The following is an 18327-nucleotide window of genomic DNA, read 5'->3' on the forward strand; positions in this document are numbered from 1 at the left end:
GAGCCACTGGAACACTTCACGCCGGGTGGATGAGGCGGCTTTCGTAGGCGAAGATCACGGCCTGGATTCGGTCGCGGAGTTCGAGTTTGTGCAGGATTCGGCCGAGGTGGGACTTCACGGTCGCCTCCGCGAGGCTCAGGGTGGCGGCGATCTCGGCGTTGGACAGGCCGGAGCCCACCTGGACGAGCACTTCGCGCTCACGGGCACTGAGCTTGCCCAGCCGCTCGTCGCGGGCGGTGGTGACGGCGTCGGGGATGTGCGGGCGGAACTTCTCCAGCAGGCGGTGGGTGACGCGGGGGGAGACCACCGCGTCGCCCGCGGCCACGGTGCGGATCGCGGCGAGCAGTTCCTCGGGCCTGGTGTTCTTCAGCAGGAAGCCCGAGGCCCCGGCTTTGAGCCCGGCGAAGGCGTACTCGTCCAGGTCGAAGGTGGTGAGGATCAGCACCCTGGTCTGCGGGCGCGTCCGGACGATCTGCCGGGTCGCCTCGATCCCGTCGGTTCCCGGCATCCGGACGTCCATGATGACGACGTCGGGGCGCAGGTCGGCGGCGAGGCGGATGGCGGTGGCGCCGTCCTCGGCCTCGCCGACCGACTCCAGGTCCGGCTGGGCCGCCAAGACCATGCTGAACGCCATGCGCAGCAGCGCCTCGTCGTCGGCGATCAGGACGCGGACCGTCACGGGACGCCGCCGAAGACGAGGCGCGTGTGCACTCCCCAGCCGCCGCCGGGGAGCGGTCCGGCCAGCACCGTCCCCCCGTAGTCCGCCGAACGCTCGCGCATGCCGGTGATGCCGTGGCCGTAGGTGGTGACGGGAGGAGCCGGCGGGCCGGTGTCGGTGACGTCAACCGTGACGGTCTCGGCGGCGCACTCGATCCGGACCTTCGCGCACGTGCCGGTGGGGGTGTGCTTGAGGGTGTTGGTCAGGGCCTCTTGCACCAGCCGGTAGACGGTCAGTTGCGCGGTCGCGGGTATGTGCGCGTGGCCGCCGTCGATGTCGAGGCCGGTGGGGAGCCCCGCGGCGCACATCTGGCCCGCGAGGGTCTCCAGTTGTGCGATGCCGGGCAGCGGGTGGCGCGCCGCGTCCGGCTCGTCGGTGCGCAGGACGCCGAGTGAGCGCCGCATGTCGGTCAGCGCCTGCCTGCCCGTTTCGGAGACCTGGAGCATCGCGGTGGTGGCCTTGTCCGGCGACCGGTGCTGCGCGTAGACGGCGGCGTCGGTGAGCGCGACCATGACGGACAGGTTGTGGGTGACGATGTCGTGCATCTCCCTGGTGATCCTGGCCCTTTCCTCGGCGACGGCCCGGTCCCGCACGGCACCCAGGTAGGCACGTGTGGTCCGGTCGTTCACACCGAGGACAGCCGCGGCGACGACCATCGCGGTGAGCGCGGCGAACGGGGTCAGGAACGCGCTGTCCGTCGCCCAGCGCAGGCAGGCGAGGACGGCCCCGACCTCCACGACGGCGACGGCGACGAGCGTGACGCGCCTGCTCGAGTTCGCGGCCACTGTGTACAGAGCGACCAGCAGTGCGACGTCCGCGGGCAGTTGAATGTCCACAAGCCACTGGACGACGGCCGCGGCCGTCACCACGCCGAACACCGTGAGCGGAGCCCGGCGCCGCCACACCAGGGGCAGCGCGAGTGCGACGGTGAGCGCGGCGGCCACCGGCAACTCCGCGGGCGTCCACATGGTCAGGACGTTCAGCAGGAGAAGCGCAGGTAGCAGCGAGTCCCACGCCGCCTGCGGCAGCCGGGACGCCCAGTGCCGCTCGGTCATCACATGACGATGGTAGGTCGACGGCCCGCCGCGCACATGAGCCCGCCGTCTGACCGCGGCGAGCCGGATTGCGACCACGGTAGGAGTCCCGATACCTCCCGTGGTCGTAGTGCGGCCGCTGATCCGGGCTGCTCGATTGCCACCGGGGACGGCACGGGGACCGCGCCAGGGGAGCGATGTGGGCGCACGGGTCCGGCATCGAATATGACCTGGTGACCGACATCATCTCGGGACTGAACCTGTCCCCACTGGAACTCCTGACGTTGCTCAGCGCCCTCGCGCTGGTGGTGGTGCGCTGGCTGCCCGCCGCCGCCCGCCGACACGTCACCATCGCCTCGGGGGCGGTGTTCCTGCTGTCCGCCATCTTGCTCTGCGTGACCGGGCTCCGCTGGCAACTGCTGCCGGTGCTGGCGGGTGCGATCGTCGCGGCGCCGTTCGCGGTCTCCCCGCTGGTGCGGGGCCGCGCTCGGCGGGTCCGCTGGTGGCTGGCGTTGCCGGGATCGGTGGCCTGCGCCTGCCTGGTCGCCACCGGCCCCGTGGCGGCGTGGGCATTCCCCGTCCCCGTCTTCCCGGAGCCCACTGGCGACTTCGCCGTCGGCACCCGCGTGCTGCAGTGGACCGACCCGGACCGCCCCGAGACCTTCACCGCCGACCCGCAGGACCGGCGCACGGTCGTCGCCCAGCTCTGGTACCCCGCGCGGAACAGCCCGGCGGACGCACCGCGCGCCCAGTACCTCGGCCGCACCGAGGACGAGGCGCGCACCGTCTCCGAAGCACTCGCCGGCGGAGTCGGCCTGCCGGGTTTCCTGTTCGACGGTGTTCCGCTCGCCCGCACCCACGCGGTTCCGGACGCCGCGGTAGCAGATGGGGGACAACGGTTCCCGATCGTGCTGTTCTCGCCAGGGTCCAGCGGAGTGCGCACCCAGAACACCGCGTGGGCGGAGGAACTGGCCAGCCACGGCTATGTGGTCGCCGCGCTCGACCACCCGTACGACTCCGCCGCCGTCGTACTCACCGACGGCCGGACGATCACCAGCGCGACCGTCTCCACCGGCGACCGGGACAAGGACGACAAGCTGGCCGACGACTGGACCGCGATCCGGGCCGCCGACCTCAGCTTCGCGCTGACCCGACTGGAAGGCCTCGACGGCGCCGACCCGCTGGCCGGTCGCCTGGACACCAGCCGAGTCGCCGCGACCGGCCACTCCATGGGGGGCGCCGCCGCACTGCAAGCGGCCAAACGGGACCACCGGTTCACCGCCGTCATCGACCTGGACGGCTACCCCCGCGGCCCCCAATCACCCGACCTCAACCAGCCGACACTCGCGCTCACCCAGGCCATCACCCCGGACACCGATCCGCGCTACCTACCCCAGCTCACCGACGTACTCACGCGCGGCACGGCGAAGAACTACCGCCTCACCATCCCCGGCGCCGCACACCTCACCTTCACGGACGCTCCCCTGTACCTGCCACCGCTCCCCTCGATCGTCGGCTCCCTGGGCCGCACCGAAAGCCCACACGTCGTCGCCGCTACCACTCTCGCTTTCCTGGATTCCGTTCTGCGCAACGGATCCGGTGACCTGGCAGGCACCCTGTCGACCTACGGCGAGCTCAGCGTCTACCACCCTGACAACAACCGCTGACCGGCTCAGGCTGGGATGCCACCATCCCGCCCGGGGACCGGAAGATGGCGGTCGACCGCGAAGGTCGGTCCGACTGGCGCAGGCCTGGGGAAACCTGGGTTCCTCCAGGCCTGCGCCACGTTGGGCCATGGCCCGTCATGGTGTCCGGTGGGGGTCAGGCGAGGTGGTCGATGAGTGCTGTGGCGATCACCGGGGCGCTGGCCGGGTTCTGGCCGGTGATCAGCGGGCCGTCCTGGACGACGTTGGGCTGCCAGTTGGCGGCGGACCTGGTGAAGGTCGCGCCGCGCAGGGTGAGGTCGTCCTCCAGGGAGAAGAGGAGGTGGCGGGACAGGTCCAGTTCGTCGTCCTCGGTGTTGGCGAAGCCGGTGACCTTGCGCCCGGCCACGTACGGGTCCCCGGTGGGTGACTTGACGTCGCGCAGGATGCCGGGGGCGTGGCAGACCATGGCGACCGGTGTGCCGGAGGCGAGGGCCTGTTCGACCATCCGGATCACCCGCGAGTCGACGGCGAGGTCCCACAGCAGGCCGTAGCCGCCGGGGAAGAACAGCGCGTCGAAGTCGCGGTGGTCGACGTCGGCCAGCCGGGCGGTGTCCCGGATGGCGAGCATCCCGGCCGGGTCGTCGAGGAAGCGGTCGGTGTTGGCCGTGGTGAACGGTGCCCGCAGGCTGAGGTGGTCCAGGGGCGCCTGCCCGCCCAGGGGCGAGGCGAAGACGACCTGGAACCCGGCCGCGGTGAACAGGTAGTACGGGGTGGCGACCTCTTCGAACCAGGTGCCGGTCTTCTTGCCGCTGACGCCGAGGTCGGCGTGCGAGGACATCGTGACGAGGATCCGCCGGGGACGGGTCATGTGCGCTCCTTCAGGTGTTCTACCTACTAGTAGATAGGCTGATGGTCCGTGCGGCGGACCGTCAAGGTGGTGAGATCGCCGTCACGCCTACCTATCGACAGGTAGGGTGTGGTCATGGACCGTGTCGACACCCGGGGCGCCCTGCTCGACCACGCGACGCGACTGGTTCGCACCCGGGGCTACTCCGCGTTCAGCTACGCCGACCTCGCCGCGGCCGTCGGCATCCGCAAGGCCAGCGTCCACCACCACTTCGCGACCAAGGAACAGCTCGGCGTCGAGTTGGTGGCCCGCTACACCGCGCGGTTCCAGTCCCGCTTGGCGGACATCGACCGCCTCGCCACCAACCCCGTGGACGCGCTCGAACGCTACGCCGCGCTGTACCGCGAGGGTCTGACCGACGGCGAGGCGTGCCTGTGCGGGGTGATCGCGGCCGAGATCGCCGCCGTCCCACCCCCGGTCGCCGCCGGGGTGGCGGAATTCTTCCGCGTCAACCGGGAATGGTTGGCCACCCGCATCGAGAACAGCGGGTTTCCGAGAACCCCGCACCCACGACACACCCCCGACGACCACGCCGCCGCCTTTCTCGGCACTCTGGAAGGCGCCGTCCTCATCGCCAGAACCCAGGACGACATCGCCCTTTTCGACCACATCGCCACCACCGCCATCTCCATGCTCACGACTTGATGCTGTCCATTTCGGTGTAAAGGCCTGCCACCTGGGCTGGTGGGTGCCACCCGGATTGGTATTCCGCGTCGTTCGGGTCGGGCCTGCTTGTCCGTCGTGCGGCGTGGGTGGCCTGCGCGCACTAGGGTTGGGCGATGCGGGTTCTCATCACCGGCGGTGCCGGGTTCATCGGGTCGCACGTCGCCGAGGTCGTGCGGGGCTCGGGGCACTCGGTCGTGGTGCTCGATTCGCTGTTGCCGCAGGCGCATTCCGGTGGGGAGTTCCCCGAGTGGCTGGATGGTTTCGAGGTCGTGCGCGGTGATGTCCGTGATCGCGACGTGCTCGGTCGGGTTCTGCCGGGGGTCGACGTGGTGTGCCACCAGGCGGCGATGGTGGGGCACGGGGTCGACCCGTCGGACGCGCCGGACTACGCGGGGATCAACGATCTGGGGACGGCGGTGGTGTTGGCCGCCATGTACGAGCACGGCATCGATCGGTTGGTGCTGGCCAGTTCGATGGTCGTCTACGGCGAGGGCCGCTACCGCTGCGAGGCGCACGGCACGGTCACCCCGGGGCAGCGCCGCGTCGACGACCTCGACGCCGGGCGGTTCGAGCCCGGGTGCCCGCTGTGCGGCGAGCCGCTGGAGCCGGGGTTGGTGCCGGAGGACGCCCCGCTGGACCCGCGCAGCACCTACGCGGCGACGAAACTGGCCCAGGAACACCTGAGTTCGGCGTGGGCACGCCAGACCGGCGGGACCGTGTGGGCGTTGCGCTACCACAACGTCTACGGTCCGCGGATGCCCAAGGACACGCCCTACGCGGGGGTCGCCTCGATCTTCCGGTCCGCCCTGGAGCGCGGCGAGGCCCCCCGGGTGATGGAGGACGGCAAGCAGCGGCGCGACTTCGTGCACGTATCCGATGTCGCCATGGCGAACCTGGCCGCCATCACCACCCCCGGCAGTGCCGGGACGTGCCGCCCGGTCAACGTCTGCTCCGGGTCCCCGCACACCGTCGGGGAGATGGCGGTGGCGTTGGCCGAGGCGATGGGCGGCCCCGTCCCCGAGGTGGTGGGTGGGGCGCGTCCCGGCGACGTGCGGCACGTGGTGGCCGATCCGGCGCGGGCTCGCGACGAACTCGGGTTCCAAGCAGGGATCGCGTTCGAGGACGGCATGGTGGAGTTCGCGAAGGCTCCGCTGCGCGGATAGCTACCAAACGGTGAGCAGCAAGTGGTTGACCAGCAGGGCGAGCACCGCCTGCCCGGCCAACCACCACCGATGGTGGGTCCGGGGCAGCCACGCGCACGCCGGCACCAGCCAGGTGCCGAAGGGCAGCCAGATCCGCTCGACCTCGGCTTTGCTCAGGCCGGAGATGTCCGCGACGAGGACCACCGCCAGCGCAGCGGCGGCCAGCACCGCGACACCCGACGACACCAGTCTCGGCGCGGCCACCGCGTGTCGTAGGCCCGCGATGACAGCGGGTCCCAGTGCGAAGACCAGTGCGGCGAGGTTGGCCCAGATGAAGTAGGAGTAGGGCCGCGACTGGGCGATGCTGCCCGCGTAGAGAACCTTGGTGAGTTCATACCCGGTGATCCACCAGAAGCCCGCCACGGTGAAAGCCGCCACCACGGCCGCCACGCCCAACGCGGCGAACAGCGCCGTGCGCCACGCTTTCGTCATCGCGATCACCGCCACCACCAAGGCGGCGCCCAGCGCGAGTCCGTACGACAGGTACAGACAATATCCCAACAGGACACCCGAACCCGTAGCGACCAAAGCGGACACCCGACCACGGCGAGCGCTCGCCCACGCGACACCCGCGACGCCCCAAGCCAACACCGCGGCGAACAAGCCGTCGGCCGATACCCCGACCCAGACCGCGCCGGGGAAAAGCACTGAGAACGGCAGCAGCACGCGAGCCAGGTCCTCGTCCGCGAGCGCGCGCACGGCGACCGCCACGGCCACGCACGCCGAGGACCCGACCAGTACGCACAACGCCGAGGCCGCCGGGCCACCACCCAGACCGATCCGGTCGAGCCAGACGAACAGCAGGAAAACGCCCGGCGGGTGGGCGCCGACGTGGGTGGTCCAGGCACCGGGTTGGTCGGTGAGGATGTGGGAGGTGAAGTCCCGCAGCATCGCGGGGATGTCGGTCACCCGGGGAACGTCGTGCAGGTACTCGTCGCGACTGGTGAGCCGGGTGGCGAACCCCTTGGCGTAGCCGTCGGAAAGTGCGAGCGCGAACGTCCACGCGAGCGAGGTCGCCCACCCGACCACGAGCAGGTTCCGCCAGCGCATCCGCCCGGCCAACGCGGGACCCCAGGCCACCACCCCGACGGCGACCATAACCGCGAACGCCGTGCCCGGACCGACGTGCGGCAGCCACTCCGCCAGCAACGGCGGGAACGGCAGGAAAATGTCCGTGCCGTCGCGTTTGAGCGCTCGTCCAACCAGCGCGGAGGCCAAGACCACCCCCGCCACGACCGCGATGACCAGCAGATCGAGGATCGCGGCACGCCGAGGACGAGAACCGGTCGGCTTGTCCGTGATGGGGGAATCTGGAGAGCGCACCGACGCGAGTCTAGGGCCGCCGGCACCGACCCGCAGACCGCCGGAAATCCCCTTCGACGGGCAATCCGCGCCGAACTGCAGTACGAATCAGCGATGTGACCGAAACAGTCGAGGTGGTCCTGCCATGCCTCAACGAGGCTGAGGCGTTGCCCGCTGTGCTCAACGCACTCCCCGACGGCTACTCCGCGCTGGTCGTCGACAACGGCTCGACCGACGGTACGGCCGAGATCGCTCGCGGTCTGGGTGCCCGGGTCGTGGTCGAGCCGCGGCGCGGGTACGGCGCCGCTGTCCACTCCGGACTGGCCAACGCGCGGGGCGATCTTGTCGCCGTCCTGGACGCGGACGGCTCCATCCACCCGTCGGAACTGCTCACCCTGGTGGGTCTCGTGCACGACGGCGCCGACCTGGCCGTCGGCAGGCGGGTGGCGGCCGACCGCTCGGTCCAGCCCTGGCACGCCCGCGCGGGTAACACCGTGCTGTCGGCGATGCTGCGCCGTCGCGGTGTCCCGGTGCACGACATCGCCTCGGTGCGCGTCGGACGCCGGGAGAACCTGCTCGCCCTGGGGGTTGCGGATCGCGCTTTCGGGTATCCGGTGGAACTGCTGGTGCGCGCCGCCGCCGCGGGGTGGCGGATCGAGGAGGTCGACGTGACCTACCTGCCCCGCGCGGGCGGCAAGTCCAAAGTGTCCGGTTCGGTGATCGGTACCGTCCGGGCGGTACGCGACCTCGGAACGGCGGTACTCCGCGCATGACCTCGCCCAAGACGGCCCTGCTCGTGCTGGCCAAGTCCCCGAGACCGGGACTGGTCAAGACCCGGCTCTGTCCACCCGCGACACCCGAGCAGGCGGCCAGGATCGCCGCCGCCGCGCTGCTGGACACCCTGTGCGCCCTGCGCGCTGTCCCCGACGCCCAGCCGGTCGTCGTGCTCTCCGGTGAGCTCGACGACGCGGTCGAACGCGACGAACTGCGCCGCGCCGTGCGCGACCTCCCGGTCATCGTCCAGCGCGGCGACACCCTGGGCGAGCGCATCAGCGCCGCGCACCGCGACGTGGCCGAACTGCTGCCGGGCGCGGCGAGCCTCCAGGTCGGCATGGACACCCCGCAGATCAGTCCGGAGCTGATCGCGGACTGCCGTCGGGCGTTGCGCGAACCGGGCACCGACGCCCTGCTCGGCGCGGCCACCGACGGGGGCTGGTGGGTCCTGGGCCTGCGCGACCCGACCGCGGCATCGGCGATCACCGACGTACCCACTTCGCGCGCCGACACCGGCAGCCGGACCGCGGACGCGCTGCGCGCCCACGGCCTGTGTGTCGTCGGGGCGCCGGTGTTGACCGATGTGGACACGATGGACGACGCCAGGCTCGTCGCCGCTTCCGTTCCCGGTAGCCGCTTCCGCACCGCCGTCGAGGACCTGGCGTGACCGCCCTCGCCTCGGTACCGGACGAGTTCGCGAGCGTGCTGACCGGGCACGCCACCGCGCTGGAGCTCTCCGACGGGGGCCACTGCCCGATGGAGCCCGACCGCTGGCGCGACCGGGCCGCGGGCGGCGACCACTGGCTGCTCGACCGGTGCCACGGACCAACCCTGGACCTCGGGTGCGGGCCGGGAAGGCTCGTCCAAGCGCTGCGCCTGCGCGGCTTGCCCGCGTTGGGGGTGGACAAGTCCGACCAGGCGATCGCCCAGTGCGACGACCGCGGTGTGCCGGTCCGCCGGGCCGACATCTTCACCAGCCTGCCCGACGAGGGCCGGTGGGACCACGTGCTGCTCGCCGACGGCAACATCGGCATCGGCGGCGACCCGGTCGCGTTGCTGCGCCGAGCCGCCACGCTGGTTCGGGCCGGTGGCAGCGTGTTGGTGGAGACCGCCCCGGGCAGGCGGGGCCTGTGGCGCGGCGCCGCGCGAGTGCGTGGCGGGGTCCACAGCGGTGTCCTTGGCCAGTGGTTCGCCTGGGCGGAGGTCGGCGTGGACGCCATCGTCGGCGTGGCGCTGCGGGCCGGGTTGCGGGTGGCCGAGCAGGGCGCGTTGGCGGGTCGCGGTTTCGCCCGGCTGGGATTGGTCCATGGCGGCTGACCCGCGTCTGCTCCGGTGGTTGCGCGCACACCGACCGGGCGGCCCGTTCCGCCCCGAGGCGTGGCGCAGCCCGCTGCGCGGTCCGTGGCTGACCTCGGTCCTCGGCCTGGTCCTGCTGACCACGCTGCCGACCGTGGTCGTGACGGGGCTGTTGTCCTACATCGCCTACGGACCGCAGTTCGGGCAGGCGATCCCGGGCGATGTCGGTTGGCTGAGCCTGCCCTGGTTCGACTGGCCGAGCCGACCGTCCTGGCTCTACCAGCTCACCCAGGGGCTGCACGTCGGCCTGGGTCTCGTGCTCGTGCCGGTCGTGCTGGCCAAGCTGTGGTCGGTGCTGCCCCGGCTGTTCGCCTGGCCCCCGGTCCGGTCGGCGACCCACCTGTTGGAGCGGGTGTCGGTGCTGCTGCTGGTCGGGTCGGTGCTGTTCGAGATCGTCACCGGCCTGCTCAACATCCAGTACGACTACGTCTTCGGCTTCAGCTTCTACACCGCCCACTACTGGGGCGCGTGGGTGTTCATCGCCGCGTTCGCCACCCACATCGTCATCAAAGTCCCGGCGATGGCGCGGGCACTGCGGTCCCGGTCCTTGCGCACCGAACTCCGCACCAAGCGCGTCGACACCCGCCCCGAACCGGTCGAGAGCGGCCTGGTGGCCACCGCGCCCACCCCGGCGACGATCAGCAGGCGCGGCGCCTTGGCCGTGGTCGCGGGCGGCTCACTGCTCGTGGGCGCGCTCACCGTGGGCCAAACCGTCGAATGGCTGCGACCGCTGGCCCTGCTCGTGCCGCGTGGTCTGGTACCCGGCGACGGGCCGAACGGTTTCCCGGTCAACCGGACCGCCACCGCCGCCGGGATCACCGCGGCCGCCACGGGCCCCGCGTGGACCCTGCTCCTGCTCGGCGGCCCCCGACCGGTCACATTGGACCGTGCCCGTCTCGCCGCCCTGCCCCAACACACCGCCACCCTGCCGATCGCCTGCGTGGAAGGCTGGTCCACCACCCAGGACTGGACCGGTGTCCGCCTCGCCGACCTGGCCACCCTCGCGGGCGTCGACTCCCCCGCGTCGGCGCACGTGCGGTCCCTCGAACGCGACGGACCCTTCGGCCAAGCCACCCTCCAGGGCAACCAGATCGCCAATCCCGACGCGCTGCTCGCGCTCCACGTCAACGGCGTGGACCTGTCCCCGGACCACGGCTACCCGGCGCGCGTGATCGTCCCCGCGCTGCCGGGCGTGCACAACACCAAATGGGTCCGCTCCATCGAGTTCCGGCGGGCACCATGACCCGGCATTCCGAGCCGCACGCCCACGGCCCCTGGCACACGGTCGTGCTCTTGGCGGGCTTCGCCGTCACCGCCTACGCGACCCTGCGCGTCCTGGACGACCCCGACCTGCCGAGGATGCTGACCTGGTTCCTCGCCGCCGCCGTCGCCCACGACCTCGTCCTGTTCCCCGCCTACACCGCTGCCGACCGGCTGATCGCTCGCATCGACACCCGCGTGCCCCTGGTCAACCACATCCGGATCCCGCTGCTGGCCTCAGGACTGCTGTTCCTGATGTTCCTGCCCGGCATCCTCCGCCAAGGCGGCGACACCTTCCACACCGCCACCGGCCTGACCCAGGACCCCTTCCTGCACCGCTGGCTCCTGCTCACCGCCCTCTTCCTCACCACCAGCGCCACCCTCTACACCGGACGAGTGACCCTCACCCGCCCAACCTCCCGAACCACTCCTCGACGCTAACGCCGCGACCGGTCGGATCCTCGTCGCCCGCACCGCCGAACACATCGCTTGACGCAAGCCTGGCGCCGGCGTCCACCCCTTCGCCAACCCACCTCAGCCTCCGGGATTTCCCTTGGCGGCAAAGGGTTTTGCCGCGTGATGTGGGTGTTCGGTGTGTGGGTTACTGCGTGACGGGACGAGCGCAGGCGGCGATGGCTTCGGTGGTCAGGGTCCAGCAGGGCAGGACATCCAGCAGGGCGAGTAGGTCCAGCGGGCGGCGGACCACCCGCGGCACGGCGGCCAACTGCAGTGTGTGGCCCGCGTGGTGCAGACGGGCGCGGAACTCCAGTAGCGCGGTGATGGCGGCGGCGCCGAAAAACCGCACGTCGAACATCTCGATGACCACGTCGTCGGTGGCCGGGATGGCGAGGAGTTGTTCTCCCACCGCTGGGGCGCTGTACAGGTCGATCTCCCCGCCGAGCCGCAGCAGTCGCGGCGCGGAGCGGCCCGCCACCACGCGCAGCGACGCCACGGCGGGCATCACACACACCCCGTCAGGTCGAATGCCTGCCGCGCGGTGCGGTGGTGGCGGACCACGAGGATGCCCTTGGCGTGGATGGCAACTACCGCAACAGGTGTCGCCGGGGCCCGGAAGGCGGTGTGGTGGGCGGTCTTGGCGTGGTCGCAGACGCGGAATCGCTGCATGACCATGGTCTGGTCCCTGTCGACATGTCACACGAGGGTGTGGTCTGACTGCCGAGGTCGGGGACAGCCTTCACTTTCGACGATGCATCCGCCGCAGTCTACGACCTTGACGACGATCGGAAGACCAGGTGGTGGTGTCTTTGTAGCACGCGTGGGCCAGTCTGTCAGCCTCCCCACTGGGTGGATTGTGCCCACCCGGCGCAATCGCCACGAGGCCGGGGCTCGCGTGCGCGTCGCGCACCGTCAGGTAGCCGACGCGCGTCGGCGTCGGGACAGGGCTACCCTCGGCCGGGAACACGCGTCTTGGTGTGGGCCCTGAACCTGTCACCACCGGGAGGCCCTGTGGCCGAGTCCCGAGGTGAGGGTGAGCGAAATGCCTGTCAGGCGGCCCTGGGCATGCCTGGCTCCCCTTGTGCACGAGGGTGCCTTGGGTGAGCGGTGACCATGCCGTTCCAGATCCGGCGGTCTCACTGGAGCGGTTGCGGGCCGCGGTCGCGCTCGCGCTGCGCGAGCACATCGACGTCGTGGACCCGTTGGCCCGGCTGTGCCAGGCCTGCGTGCAGTTGTTGCCGGTCGACGGCGCGTCGGTGTCGCTGATGACCGGCACCGACCAGCGCGAGACCATCTACGCCAGTGACGCGGTCGTCGACCACATCGAGACGTTGCAGTTCAGCCTTGGCGAAGGACCCTGCTTCGAGGCGTTCACCACCGGACGGCCGGTGCTGGTCACCGACCTGGCCGCGGACGCGGCCACCGCGTGGCCGGTGTTCGCCGCGCAGATGGCCGACCGGCCGGTGGGGGCGATCTTCGCGTTCCCGCTGGTGCACGGCGCCGCCCGGGTCGGCGCGATGGACCTGTACCGCACTCGCCCCGGCTGGCTCACGCCGCCGGAGTTGGCGATCGCGCTGCAGGTCGCCGACATCGCCGCCGCCGCGCTGATCGGCCCACCCGCCGCCGGACCCGGTGCCGAGATCGACGAGGAGTGGCTGGCCTCGCTGCCCTTCCACCGGGAACACGTGCACCAGGCCACCGGCATGCTCATCGCCGAACACCGCGTCCCGGCCGGTCAGGCGTTGGCGCTGCTGCGCGGCTACGCGTTCGCCACCGGGCGGTTGGTCGACGAGGTCGCCGCCGACCTGGTCAACCGCCGCCTGCACCCCCGCGAGATCGCTCAGTGAAATCACCGCCGAACCACAACCCGACCACGCACCACAACCGACCAGCACCGCTACCCTGGGACAAGAGTATTGGAGACAGCGACGATGACTGACACATCTTCCGTCGCCACCGCCCGGGAAGCCCGGATGGTGGCCGCGTTCGTCGAGATGGCCGATACCCTCGTGGCCGACTACGACGTTGTCGACGTCCTGCACCGCCTGGTCGAGCACACCGTCGCGCTGCTGGACGCCGCCGCGGCCGGTCTTCTGCTGGCTGATCAGCGCGGCAGCCTGCAGGTGTTGGCCTCGTCGACCGAAGCGGTCCGGTTGCTGGAGTTGTTCCAGGTGCAGGCCAACGAGGGCCCCTGCCTGGACGCCTACCGCACCGGCGAACGCATCCTGGCCGACGACCTTTCCACCGTCGACCGGCGCTGGCCGTCCTTCGCGCCGAAAGCCCTCCAGCAGGGGTTCGCGTCCGTGCACGCCGTTCCGCTGCGGTTGCGCGGTGAGGTGATCGGCGCGCTGAACCTGTTCGGCAGCCACACCGGTCGCCTGTCCACGGCCGACTTGCTCGTGGCCCAGGCGCTGGCCGACACCGCGACCATCGGCATCTTGCAGGAACGCGCCATCCGCCGCGGCGAGGTCCTCACCGAGCAGTTGCAGACCGCGTTGAACAGCCGCGTCATCATCGAGCAGGCCAAGGGTGTGCTCTCCCACGCGGGCGACCTCGACATGGACCTGACGTTCGAGGTGCTGCGGGACTACGCCCGCCACCATTCCGCGCGCCTGTCCGACGTCGCCGCCCAACTGGCCAACGCCACCCTCGATCCCCGGACGGTCCTGACCCACCACAGCAGGCAGCGACACTCCGCACCGCCGCACTGACCGCCGCCGTGTGGCGGGCACTCGCCGGTATCAGCCGCCCGAGCACACGGGTGTCATGAGGTCAACAAGGTCATCGCCGCGGACAGGCTGTCGACGTGGTCGACCCCGGCGAGCGGCCGCCGCGGCCATCCCGGGCCCGCGATGACACGGCGCGACGAGAAGGACCGCAATGCCCGTAGCGCGTCAGGTTGTGCGGTCTGGGGTCGCTGCGCCCAGAGCACCACGGCAGCGGGCGCGGCGATGGCCGCCGCGTGCACGAGGCTCGGCATCGGGACCGCCGCACCAAGCATCCGCACCGGTACCCGGCTTTCCGCCAGTGCCGCCGCCAGCGCTTCCAACCCGAGCGTGTGCTGCTCGGTCGCCGCGCACGCCAACAGCACGGGTGCCGCCTGCTCCGTCGGCGGGCGGGACACCCGGTGCAGCACCGCCGTGATGGCCCAGGACAGGACGTGCTCGGTGTCGATCCCGTCCTCGGCACAGGGCCCGTCGTCGAGGGCCGTCAGCGCCGGGCGGCACACCCGCTCCCACAGGTCCACCACTCCGACGTCGGCGAAGACGTTCTCCAGCAGATCCACACAGCGCGCGTTGTCCAACTCCCGCGCGGCGGCGAGCACCTGTGGAAGGGCCTGGGCGGCCGATATGGCCGCGGTGATCGCGCGGGCGGCCTCCGAGGGCAACGTGCCCGCGTCGATGAGATCCCGCATCCGCCGCAACCGCGCGATGTCCTCGGCCGTGTACCGCCGATACTGCCCCGCCCGAGCGGCGTGCGGCCCCACACCGTAGCGGCGATGCCAGGCGCGCAGCGTCGACTCCGCGATCCGCAACTGCCGAGCGACCTGCCCCGCGGTCCAGACCACACCGTCAACCGCCGCACGCTCCACGGTCCCATCCTCACCCCCGAGCCACATCGAGCGTGGCGGTGCGCCCCCGGCGACCTGGTTGATCCCGTCATCGATCGAACTCGGTACCCGCGTCAGACCGCGGTGGCGTCGACCGCGGCCGCCAGGGAGTCGACCACGGCGTCGCCCAGTTTCTCGAACTCCCGCTTCAGGAACGGGTCGGCCAGTTTGGCCAGACCGTGGAACACGACGGTGGCCTCGTAGGTGATCACCGTGCCATCCGGGGTCGAGGTCAGGGTGAGGTCGTCGGTGGAGGTCGCGGTCTTGTTCTTCCCGACGAAGACGAGGTGCTCCGGCTCCAGCAGGGCGAGCTCGTACACCAGCTCGGTTTCCCTGCCCTTGAACCAGGACACGTTGCGCCAGCGGGCACCGACCCGGATCGGCCCCTCGTCGAGGCGGGTGCAGGACAGGGTGCCGGGATCCCACGCCTCCGCTCGGGCGAAATCCTTCAGGTAGTTCACAACAACAGCAACGGGTTTGCGCACGGTGATCGTGCGCCGCACCTGGACCATGGCGGTTCTCCCCTGACGCGGGACTGTGGACGGTGATCGGTGCGCCCGCCGGACGGCGCCGTGACGGCCGTGCGGCAGCGGACCCTGGCGACGACGCCTGCCCAGGCGTGTTCCGGTCCGGCTCTGCGTCGCGTGGCCAGTGTCCTCGTCATGTCGGCACCTCGCCGAACGACGCGCCCCCGGTGCGTTCGCTCCGCGCCGGGTGCCCGCTCATCTTGCCGGGGCGCATCGCTTGTGCAACGATTGGGCGAGTTCATGATCCTGGTCCGGTACGCGGTGCACGCGAGTCGAGCGTCCGCGGCGACGGGGTCATCGAGTTTCACCACCGCCCTTGCCCCTGGCGGCACCCGCACACAGGTTGCGCAGTGCGCCAGAGAGATCGGCGGTCCATGGTTCCTTCCGCACAAAAGCCCGTTGCGCTGTTCGCCCGCCGCTCGACACAACCCGATGACGGGTCGCACGTGGTGCTGGACAGGCCCTGCCCGACCCGCGTCGCCGGTGACCGGAGCGGGTCACCGTGGTCGATGTGAGCCGTCTGCCGCGCCCGGTCACCGCCGTGTGGGACTGGCAGCTCCACGCGGCGTGCCGCGAGATCGACAGCACGACGTTCTTCCATCCCGAGTACGAACGCGGCCCGGAGAAGGACGAGCGTGATCGCCGAGCCAAGGCGGTCTGCCGCGCCTGTCCGGTGATCCGGGCATGTCGCAGGCACGCGCTCCTCGTGCGGGAGCCCTACGGCGTGTGGGGTGGCCTGACCGTCGCCGAACGCACGGCGCTCTTGCGCCGCATCGACTCGGCCACCTGGCCCGATCACTACCCCCACCACGAACCACGCAGCACGATCCAGCCGACGGAGGCACGACAACATGGGTGATTTCCAGGCGGCGACAACCGTGGACGCCGCGCAGGACGCGGTGTTCGGCTACTTGTCCACAGTGGACAACCTGCCGGCGTACTTCACGCGCATGACGTCCGCGACCGCCGGTGACGGCGAGGAAGTGCACACCTCGGCCCAACTGCCCCACGGCAAGCACGTCGAGGGCAACGCCTGGTTCCGGGTCGACCCCGACAACCGCCGGATCGAGTGGGGATCCAAGGGCGACAACAACTACCACGGCTCGCTGGAGGTCCACGACGCCCGCGGCAACTGCGAGGTGCGCGTGAGCGTGCACACCACACGCGTGCCCGATGGCGACAACGACGTGCAGCGGGGTTTGCACGAGACCCTGGCGAACATCAAACGCCTCGTCGAACAACAACACGTCGCCGGTTGATCGCGGTCCACCGATCTGCGCACACTGTGCGCGGCCCGGCAGTGGACTCGCCACGGACCTGCTCGTCGTCCCCGACGACCCCGCCGACCGGACGAGCACACAACACGAGAAGGAGGTCTGTCCAATGAGTACCATCACCGAATCCGTCGACGTGAAGGTCACCGTGTCCACCGCCTACAACCAGTGGACCCAGTTCGAGTCGTTCCCGCGGTTCATGGACGGTGTCGAGGAGATCCGCCAAACCGGCAGCACCCACACCCACTGGAGGATCACCGTCGCCGGGGTGACCAAGGAGTTCGACGCGACGATCACCGAGCAGAAACCCGACGAGCGGGTCGCCTGGAAATCGGACTCCGGCCCCACGCACGCCGGGGTGATCACGTTCCACTACATCGACGAGGACACCACCCGGGTGACCGCGCAGATGGACATCGACCCCGAGGGGTTCGTCGAGAACGTCGCGGACAAGCTCGGCATCCTCGACCGCAAGGTCAAGGGCGACATGGAACGCTTCAAAGCGTTCATCGAGAACCGCGACGGGCACGAGACCGGCGCGTGGCGCGGTGACGTCGACCATCCCACCCAGCACTGACTCCCGCGGCTGTCCTGATTTCCCCCTGACGTCCACGTGAAGGGGGGCGGGCAGGCTCTCCCCGGCCGCCTCCCTCCCGCCGCACACCCAGTTCCCCACCACTGACAAGGGGTTTGCCAATGGCCACACCACACCACCCTCAGCCAGGACCAGCCACCAGCGGCATCACCCCCGGCAAGGCCACCCCGGCGCAACTGGTCGCCAGGGCCTTCGGGGTTGTGTTCCTGTTGGTCGGCATCGGCGGCTTCATCCCGGGGCTGACCACGAACTACGATCAGTTGTCGTTCGCCGGACACGGCTCGATGGCGATGCTGCTGGGGTTGTTCATGGTGTCGATCCTGCACAACGCCGTGCACCTGTTGTTCGGCGCCGCCGGGCTCGCACTGGCTCGCACACCGGGCTCCGCGCGGACATACCTGATCGGTGGCGGCCTGATCTACCTGGTGCTGTGGGTCTACGGACTCCTCGTCGACCACAACTCCACCGCGAACTTCGTGCCGGTCAACACCGCCGACAACTGGCTGCACCTGGGCCTCGCGGCCGTCATGATCGCCCTCGGTCTGCTCACCGCTCGCGTTCCGAGTCCATCCGCGCCCGAGAGCCGCCGGTGACCACCACCACCGCGCAGTAGGGGTGGTCGCCACGCACTACCCATTGTGGACAGACCGGTTCGTCGCTCGCCTGGACGCCCGGCGGTCGTGGGTGGTCGGAGCAAGCCCGCGCATCGAAGACACTGGCCGTCGACCGGCTCGACGCCCTGCACGCGGCGGTGAGGGGTGGGACGGCGTCGGTGTCGGGCGTGTACGGCGGCGAGGTCGATGATGGAGATGTTCGACCGGGGCATCCAGTTGCGCATGGGCGTCCGCAAATGGGCCTGCGCGGCGGCGAAGTGGGGGCAGCGTGCACGTGTGAAGCGGGAGTTCGCGGGGTAGACGAAGACAAGATCGTGGGCCTGTGACACCTGACAGGCCCGTGCGCCCCAGACCCCGGCGTATCCACATTTCCTGGTACCTGGAGG

22 protein-coding genes are annotated in these 18327 nt (G+C 70.6%); 14 read left to right on the forward strand and 8 right to left on the reverse strand.

Annotation, left to right across the window (positions count from 1 at the left end):
* Positions 1 to 16 precede the first annotated feature (16 nt).
* Positions 17 to 679, reverse strand: a complete 663-nt coding sequence (locus tag H504_RS0111085; RefSeq protein ID WP_026422828.1) for a response regulator transcription factor — start codon at positions 677 to 679, stop codon at positions 17 to 19.
* Positions 676 to 1773, reverse strand: a complete 1098-nt coding sequence (locus H504_RS34470) for a sensor histidine kinase (protein ID WP_035303977.1) — start codon at positions 1771 to 1773, stop codon at positions 676 to 678. The genes H504_RS0111085 and H504_RS34470 overlap by 4 nt, the downstream gene beginning before the upstream one ends.
* 212 nt (positions 1774 to 1985) lie before the next feature.
* On the opposite strand from H504_RS34470, the gene H504_RS0111095 reads away from it, so the two are divergent.
* Positions 1986 to 3419 (forward strand): alpha/beta hydrolase family protein, encoded by a 1434-nt coding sequence (locus tag H504_RS0111095; RefSeq protein WP_245614189.1) that lies wholly within the window; start codon positions 1986 to 1988, stop codon positions 3417 to 3419.
* A gap of 154 nt (positions 3420 to 3573) precedes the next feature.
* On the opposite strand, the gene H504_RS0111100 is transcribed toward H504_RS0111095, so the two are convergent.
* The gene (locus H504_RS0111100; protein WP_026422830.1) at positions 3574 to 4266 is read right to left on the reverse strand and encodes a type 1 glutamine amidotransferase domain-containing protein; all 693 of its coding nucleotides are present in this window, start codon (positions 4264 to 4266) and stop codon (positions 3574 to 3576) included.
* Positions 4267 to 4380: 114 nt separating this feature from the next.
* Here H504_RS0111100 and H504_RS34475 point away from each other — a divergent pair, with 114 nt between their 5' ends.
* Positions 4381 to 4950, forward strand: coding sequence for a TetR/AcrR family transcriptional regulator (locus H504_RS34475; RefSeq protein ID WP_035304010.1), 570 nt, complete (start codon positions 4381 to 4383; stop codon positions 4948 to 4950).
* A gap of 134 nt (positions 4951 to 5084) precedes the next feature.
* Complete coding sequence (locus H504_RS0111110) at positions 5085 to 6134, forward strand: NAD-dependent epimerase/dehydratase family protein (protein ID WP_026422831.1); 1050 nt, start codon at positions 5085 to 5087, stop codon at positions 6132 to 6134.
* Here the strand turns inward: H504_RS0111110 and H504_RS0111115 are convergent, their stop codons facing one another.
* Entirely contained in the window at positions 6135 to 7496 is a 1362-nt protein-coding gene (locus tag H504_RS0111115) for a hypothetical protein (RefSeq protein WP_245614191.1), read from the reverse strand. It lies immediately after the preceding gene.
* A gap of 95 nt (positions 7497 to 7591) precedes the next feature.
* Here H504_RS0111115 and H504_RS0111120 point away from each other — a divergent pair, with 95 nt between their 5' ends.
* From H504_RS0111120 to H504_RS34485, 5 genes are read left to right on the forward strand one after another with little or no spacing between them, the layout of a single operon-like run.
* Entirely contained in the window at positions 7592 to 8248 is a 657-nt protein-coding gene (locus H504_RS0111120) for a glycosyltransferase family 2 protein (protein ID WP_035303979.1), read from the forward strand.
* Positions 8245 to 8916 (forward strand): TIGR04282 family arsenosugar biosynthesis glycosyltransferase, encoded by a 672-nt coding sequence (locus H504_RS0111125; RefSeq protein ID WP_026422834.1) that lies wholly within the window; start codon positions 8245 to 8247, stop codon positions 8914 to 8916. The genes H504_RS0111120 and H504_RS0111125 overlap by 4 nt, the downstream gene beginning before the upstream one ends.
* Positions 8913 to 9566 carry a methionine biosynthesis protein MetW gene (locus tag H504_RS34480; RefSeq protein ID WP_035303982.1) on the forward strand — a complete coding sequence of 218 codons (654 nt, stop codon included), beginning with the start codon at positions 8913 to 8915 and terminating at the stop codon, positions 9564 to 9566. The genes H504_RS0111125 and H504_RS34480 overlap by 4 nt, the downstream gene beginning before the upstream one ends.
* Positions 9556 to 10848, forward strand: coding sequence for a molybdopterin-dependent oxidoreductase (locus H504_RS0111135; RefSeq protein ID WP_084467554.1), 1293 nt, complete (start codon positions 9556 to 9558; stop codon positions 10846 to 10848). The genes H504_RS34480 and H504_RS0111135 overlap by 11 nt, the downstream gene beginning before the upstream one ends.
* Complete coding sequence (locus H504_RS34485) at positions 10845 to 11306, forward strand: hypothetical protein (protein WP_035303984.1); 462 nt, start codon at positions 10845 to 10847, stop codon at positions 11304 to 11306. The genes H504_RS0111135 and H504_RS34485 overlap by 4 nt, the downstream gene beginning before the upstream one ends.
* A gap of 160 nt (positions 11307 to 11466) precedes the next feature.
* Here H504_RS34485 and H504_RS34490 read toward each other — a convergent pair whose 3' ends face one another.
* Positions 11467 to 11826: an STAS domain-containing protein gene (locus tag H504_RS34490; RefSeq protein WP_035303986.1), complete on the reverse strand. Its 360-nt coding sequence runs from the start codon at positions 11824 to 11826 to the stop codon at positions 11467 to 11469.
* A complete protein-coding gene (locus tag H504_RS41065; RefSeq protein WP_157440349.1) occupies positions 11826 to 11996 on the reverse strand; it encodes a hypothetical protein in 171 nt (56 codons plus the stop codon). The genes H504_RS34490 and H504_RS41065 overlap by 1 nt, the downstream gene beginning before the upstream one ends.
* A 425-nt stretch (positions 11997 to 12421) precedes the next feature.
* On the opposite strand from H504_RS41065, the gene H504_RS0111155 reads away from it, so the two are divergent.
* Both H504_RS0111155 and H504_RS34495 read left to right on the forward strand, forming a co-directional pair.
* Positions 12422 to 13168 carry a GAF and ANTAR domain-containing protein gene (locus tag H504_RS0111155; RefSeq protein ID WP_245614193.1) on the forward strand — a complete coding sequence of 249 codons (747 nt, stop codon included), beginning with the start codon at positions 12422 to 12424 and terminating at the stop codon, positions 13166 to 13168.
* A gap of 84 nt (positions 13169 to 13252) precedes the next feature.
* On the forward strand, positions 13253 to 14032 hold the full coding sequence (locus tag H504_RS34495) for a GAF and ANTAR domain-containing protein (RefSeq protein WP_035303988.1): 780 nt from the start codon (positions 13253 to 13255) through the stop codon (positions 14030 to 14032).
* A 53-nt stretch (positions 14033 to 14085) separates the two neighbouring features.
* Here H504_RS34495 and H504_RS34500 read toward each other — a convergent pair whose 3' ends face one another.
* Positions 14086 to 14913: a MerR family transcriptional regulator gene (locus tag H504_RS34500; protein WP_035303990.1), complete on the reverse strand. Its 828-nt coding sequence runs from the start codon at positions 14911 to 14913 to the stop codon at positions 14086 to 14088.
* 92 nt (positions 14914 to 15005) lie between these two features.
* Positions 15006 to 15443, reverse strand: coding sequence for an SRPBCC family protein (locus H504_RS0111170; RefSeq protein ID WP_026422837.1), 438 nt, complete (start codon positions 15441 to 15443; stop codon positions 15006 to 15008).
* Between the two features lie 517 nt (positions 15444 to 15960).
* On the opposite strand from H504_RS0111170, the gene H504_RS34505 reads away from it, so the two are divergent.
* The 4 genes from H504_RS34505 to H504_RS0111190 all read left to right on the forward strand — a co-directional run bounded on the left by H504_RS34505 (position 15961) and on the right by H504_RS0111190 (position 17920).
* Positions 15961 to 16317, forward strand: a complete 357-nt coding sequence (locus H504_RS34505; protein ID WP_084467558.1) for a WhiB family transcriptional regulator — start codon at positions 15961 to 15963, stop codon at positions 16315 to 16317.
* Positions 16310 to 16717: an SRPBCC family protein gene (locus tag H504_RS34510; RefSeq protein ID WP_051385729.1), complete on the forward strand. Its 408-nt coding sequence runs from the start codon at positions 16310 to 16312 to the stop codon at positions 16715 to 16717. The genes H504_RS34505 and H504_RS34510 overlap by 8 nt, the downstream gene beginning before the upstream one ends.
* Before the next feature lie 124 nt (positions 16718 to 16841).
* The gene (locus tag H504_RS0111185; RefSeq protein ID WP_026422838.1) at positions 16842 to 17309 is read left to right on the forward strand and encodes an SRPBCC family protein; all 468 of its coding nucleotides are present in this window, start codon (positions 16842 to 16844) and stop codon (positions 17307 to 17309) included.
* Positions 17310 to 17428: 119 nt separating this feature from the next.
* Positions 17429 to 17920 (forward strand): DUF4383 domain-containing protein, encoded by a 492-nt coding sequence (locus H504_RS0111190; protein WP_051385730.1) that lies wholly within the window; start codon positions 17429 to 17431, stop codon positions 17918 to 17920.
* Positions 17921 to 18327: the final 407 nt, after the last annotated feature.

The sequence above is a fragment of the Actinokineospora inagensis DSM 44258 genome (genome assembly GCF_000482865.1).
Classification (GTDB): Bacteria; Actinomycetota; Actinomycetes; order Mycobacteriales; family Pseudonocardiaceae; genus Actinokineospora; species Actinokineospora inagensis.

Bases quoted from the DNA above. Each gene is read 5' to 3' on its own strand.
- H504_RS34470 (WP_035303977.1), bottom strand. From the start codon at position 1,773: ATGACCGAGCGGCACTGGGCGTCCCGGCTGCCGCAGGCGGCGTGGGAC.
- H504_RS0111100 (WP_026422830.1), bottom strand. From the start codon at position 4,266: ATGACCCGTCCCCGGCGGATCCTCGTCACGATGTCCTCGCACGCCGAC.
- H504_RS34475 (WP_035304010.1), top strand. From the start codon at position 4,381: ATGGACCGTGTCGACACCCGGGGCGCCCTGCTCGACCACGCGACGCGA.
- H504_RS0111110 (WP_026422831.1), top strand. From the start codon at position 5,085: ATGCGGGTTCTCATCACCGGCGGTGCCGGGTTCATCGGGTCGCACGTC.
- H504_RS0111125 (WP_026422834.1), top strand. From the start codon at position 8,245: ATGACCTCGCCCAAGACGGCCCTGCTCGTGCTGGCCAAGTCCCCGAGA.
- H504_RS0111135 (WP_084467554.1), top strand. From the start codon at position 9,556: ATGGCGGCTGACCCGCGTCTGCTCCGGTGGTTGCGCGCACACCGACCG.
- H504_RS34485 (WP_035303984.1), top strand. From the start codon at position 10,845: ATGACCCGGCATTCCGAGCCGCACGCCCACGGCCCCTGGCACACGGTC.
- H504_RS34490 (WP_035303986.1), bottom strand. From the start codon at position 11,826: ATGCCCGCCGTGGCGTCGCTGCGCGTGGTGGCGGGCCGCTCCGCGCCG.
- H504_RS41065 (WP_157440349.1), bottom strand. From the start codon at position 11,996: ATGGTCATGCAGCGATTCCGCGTCTGCGACCACGCCAAGACCGCCCAC.
- H504_RS34495 (WP_035303988.1), top strand. From the start codon at position 13,253: ATGACTGACACATCTTCCGTCGCCACCGCCCGGGAAGCCCGGATGGTG.
- H504_RS0111170 (WP_026422837.1), bottom strand. From the start codon at position 15,443: ATGGTCCAGGTGCGGCGCACGATCACCGTGCGCAAACCCGTTGCTGTT.
- H504_RS34510 (WP_051385729.1), top strand. From the start codon at position 16,310: ATGGGTGATTTCCAGGCGGCGACAACCGTGGACGCCGCGCAGGACGCG.
- H504_RS0111185 (WP_026422838.1), top strand. From the start codon at position 16,842: ATGAGTACCATCACCGAATCCGTCGACGTGAAGGTCACCGTGTCCACC.
- H504_RS0111190 (WP_051385730.1), top strand. From the start codon at position 17,429: ATGGCCACACCACACCACCCTCAGCCAGGACCAGCCACCAGCGGCATC.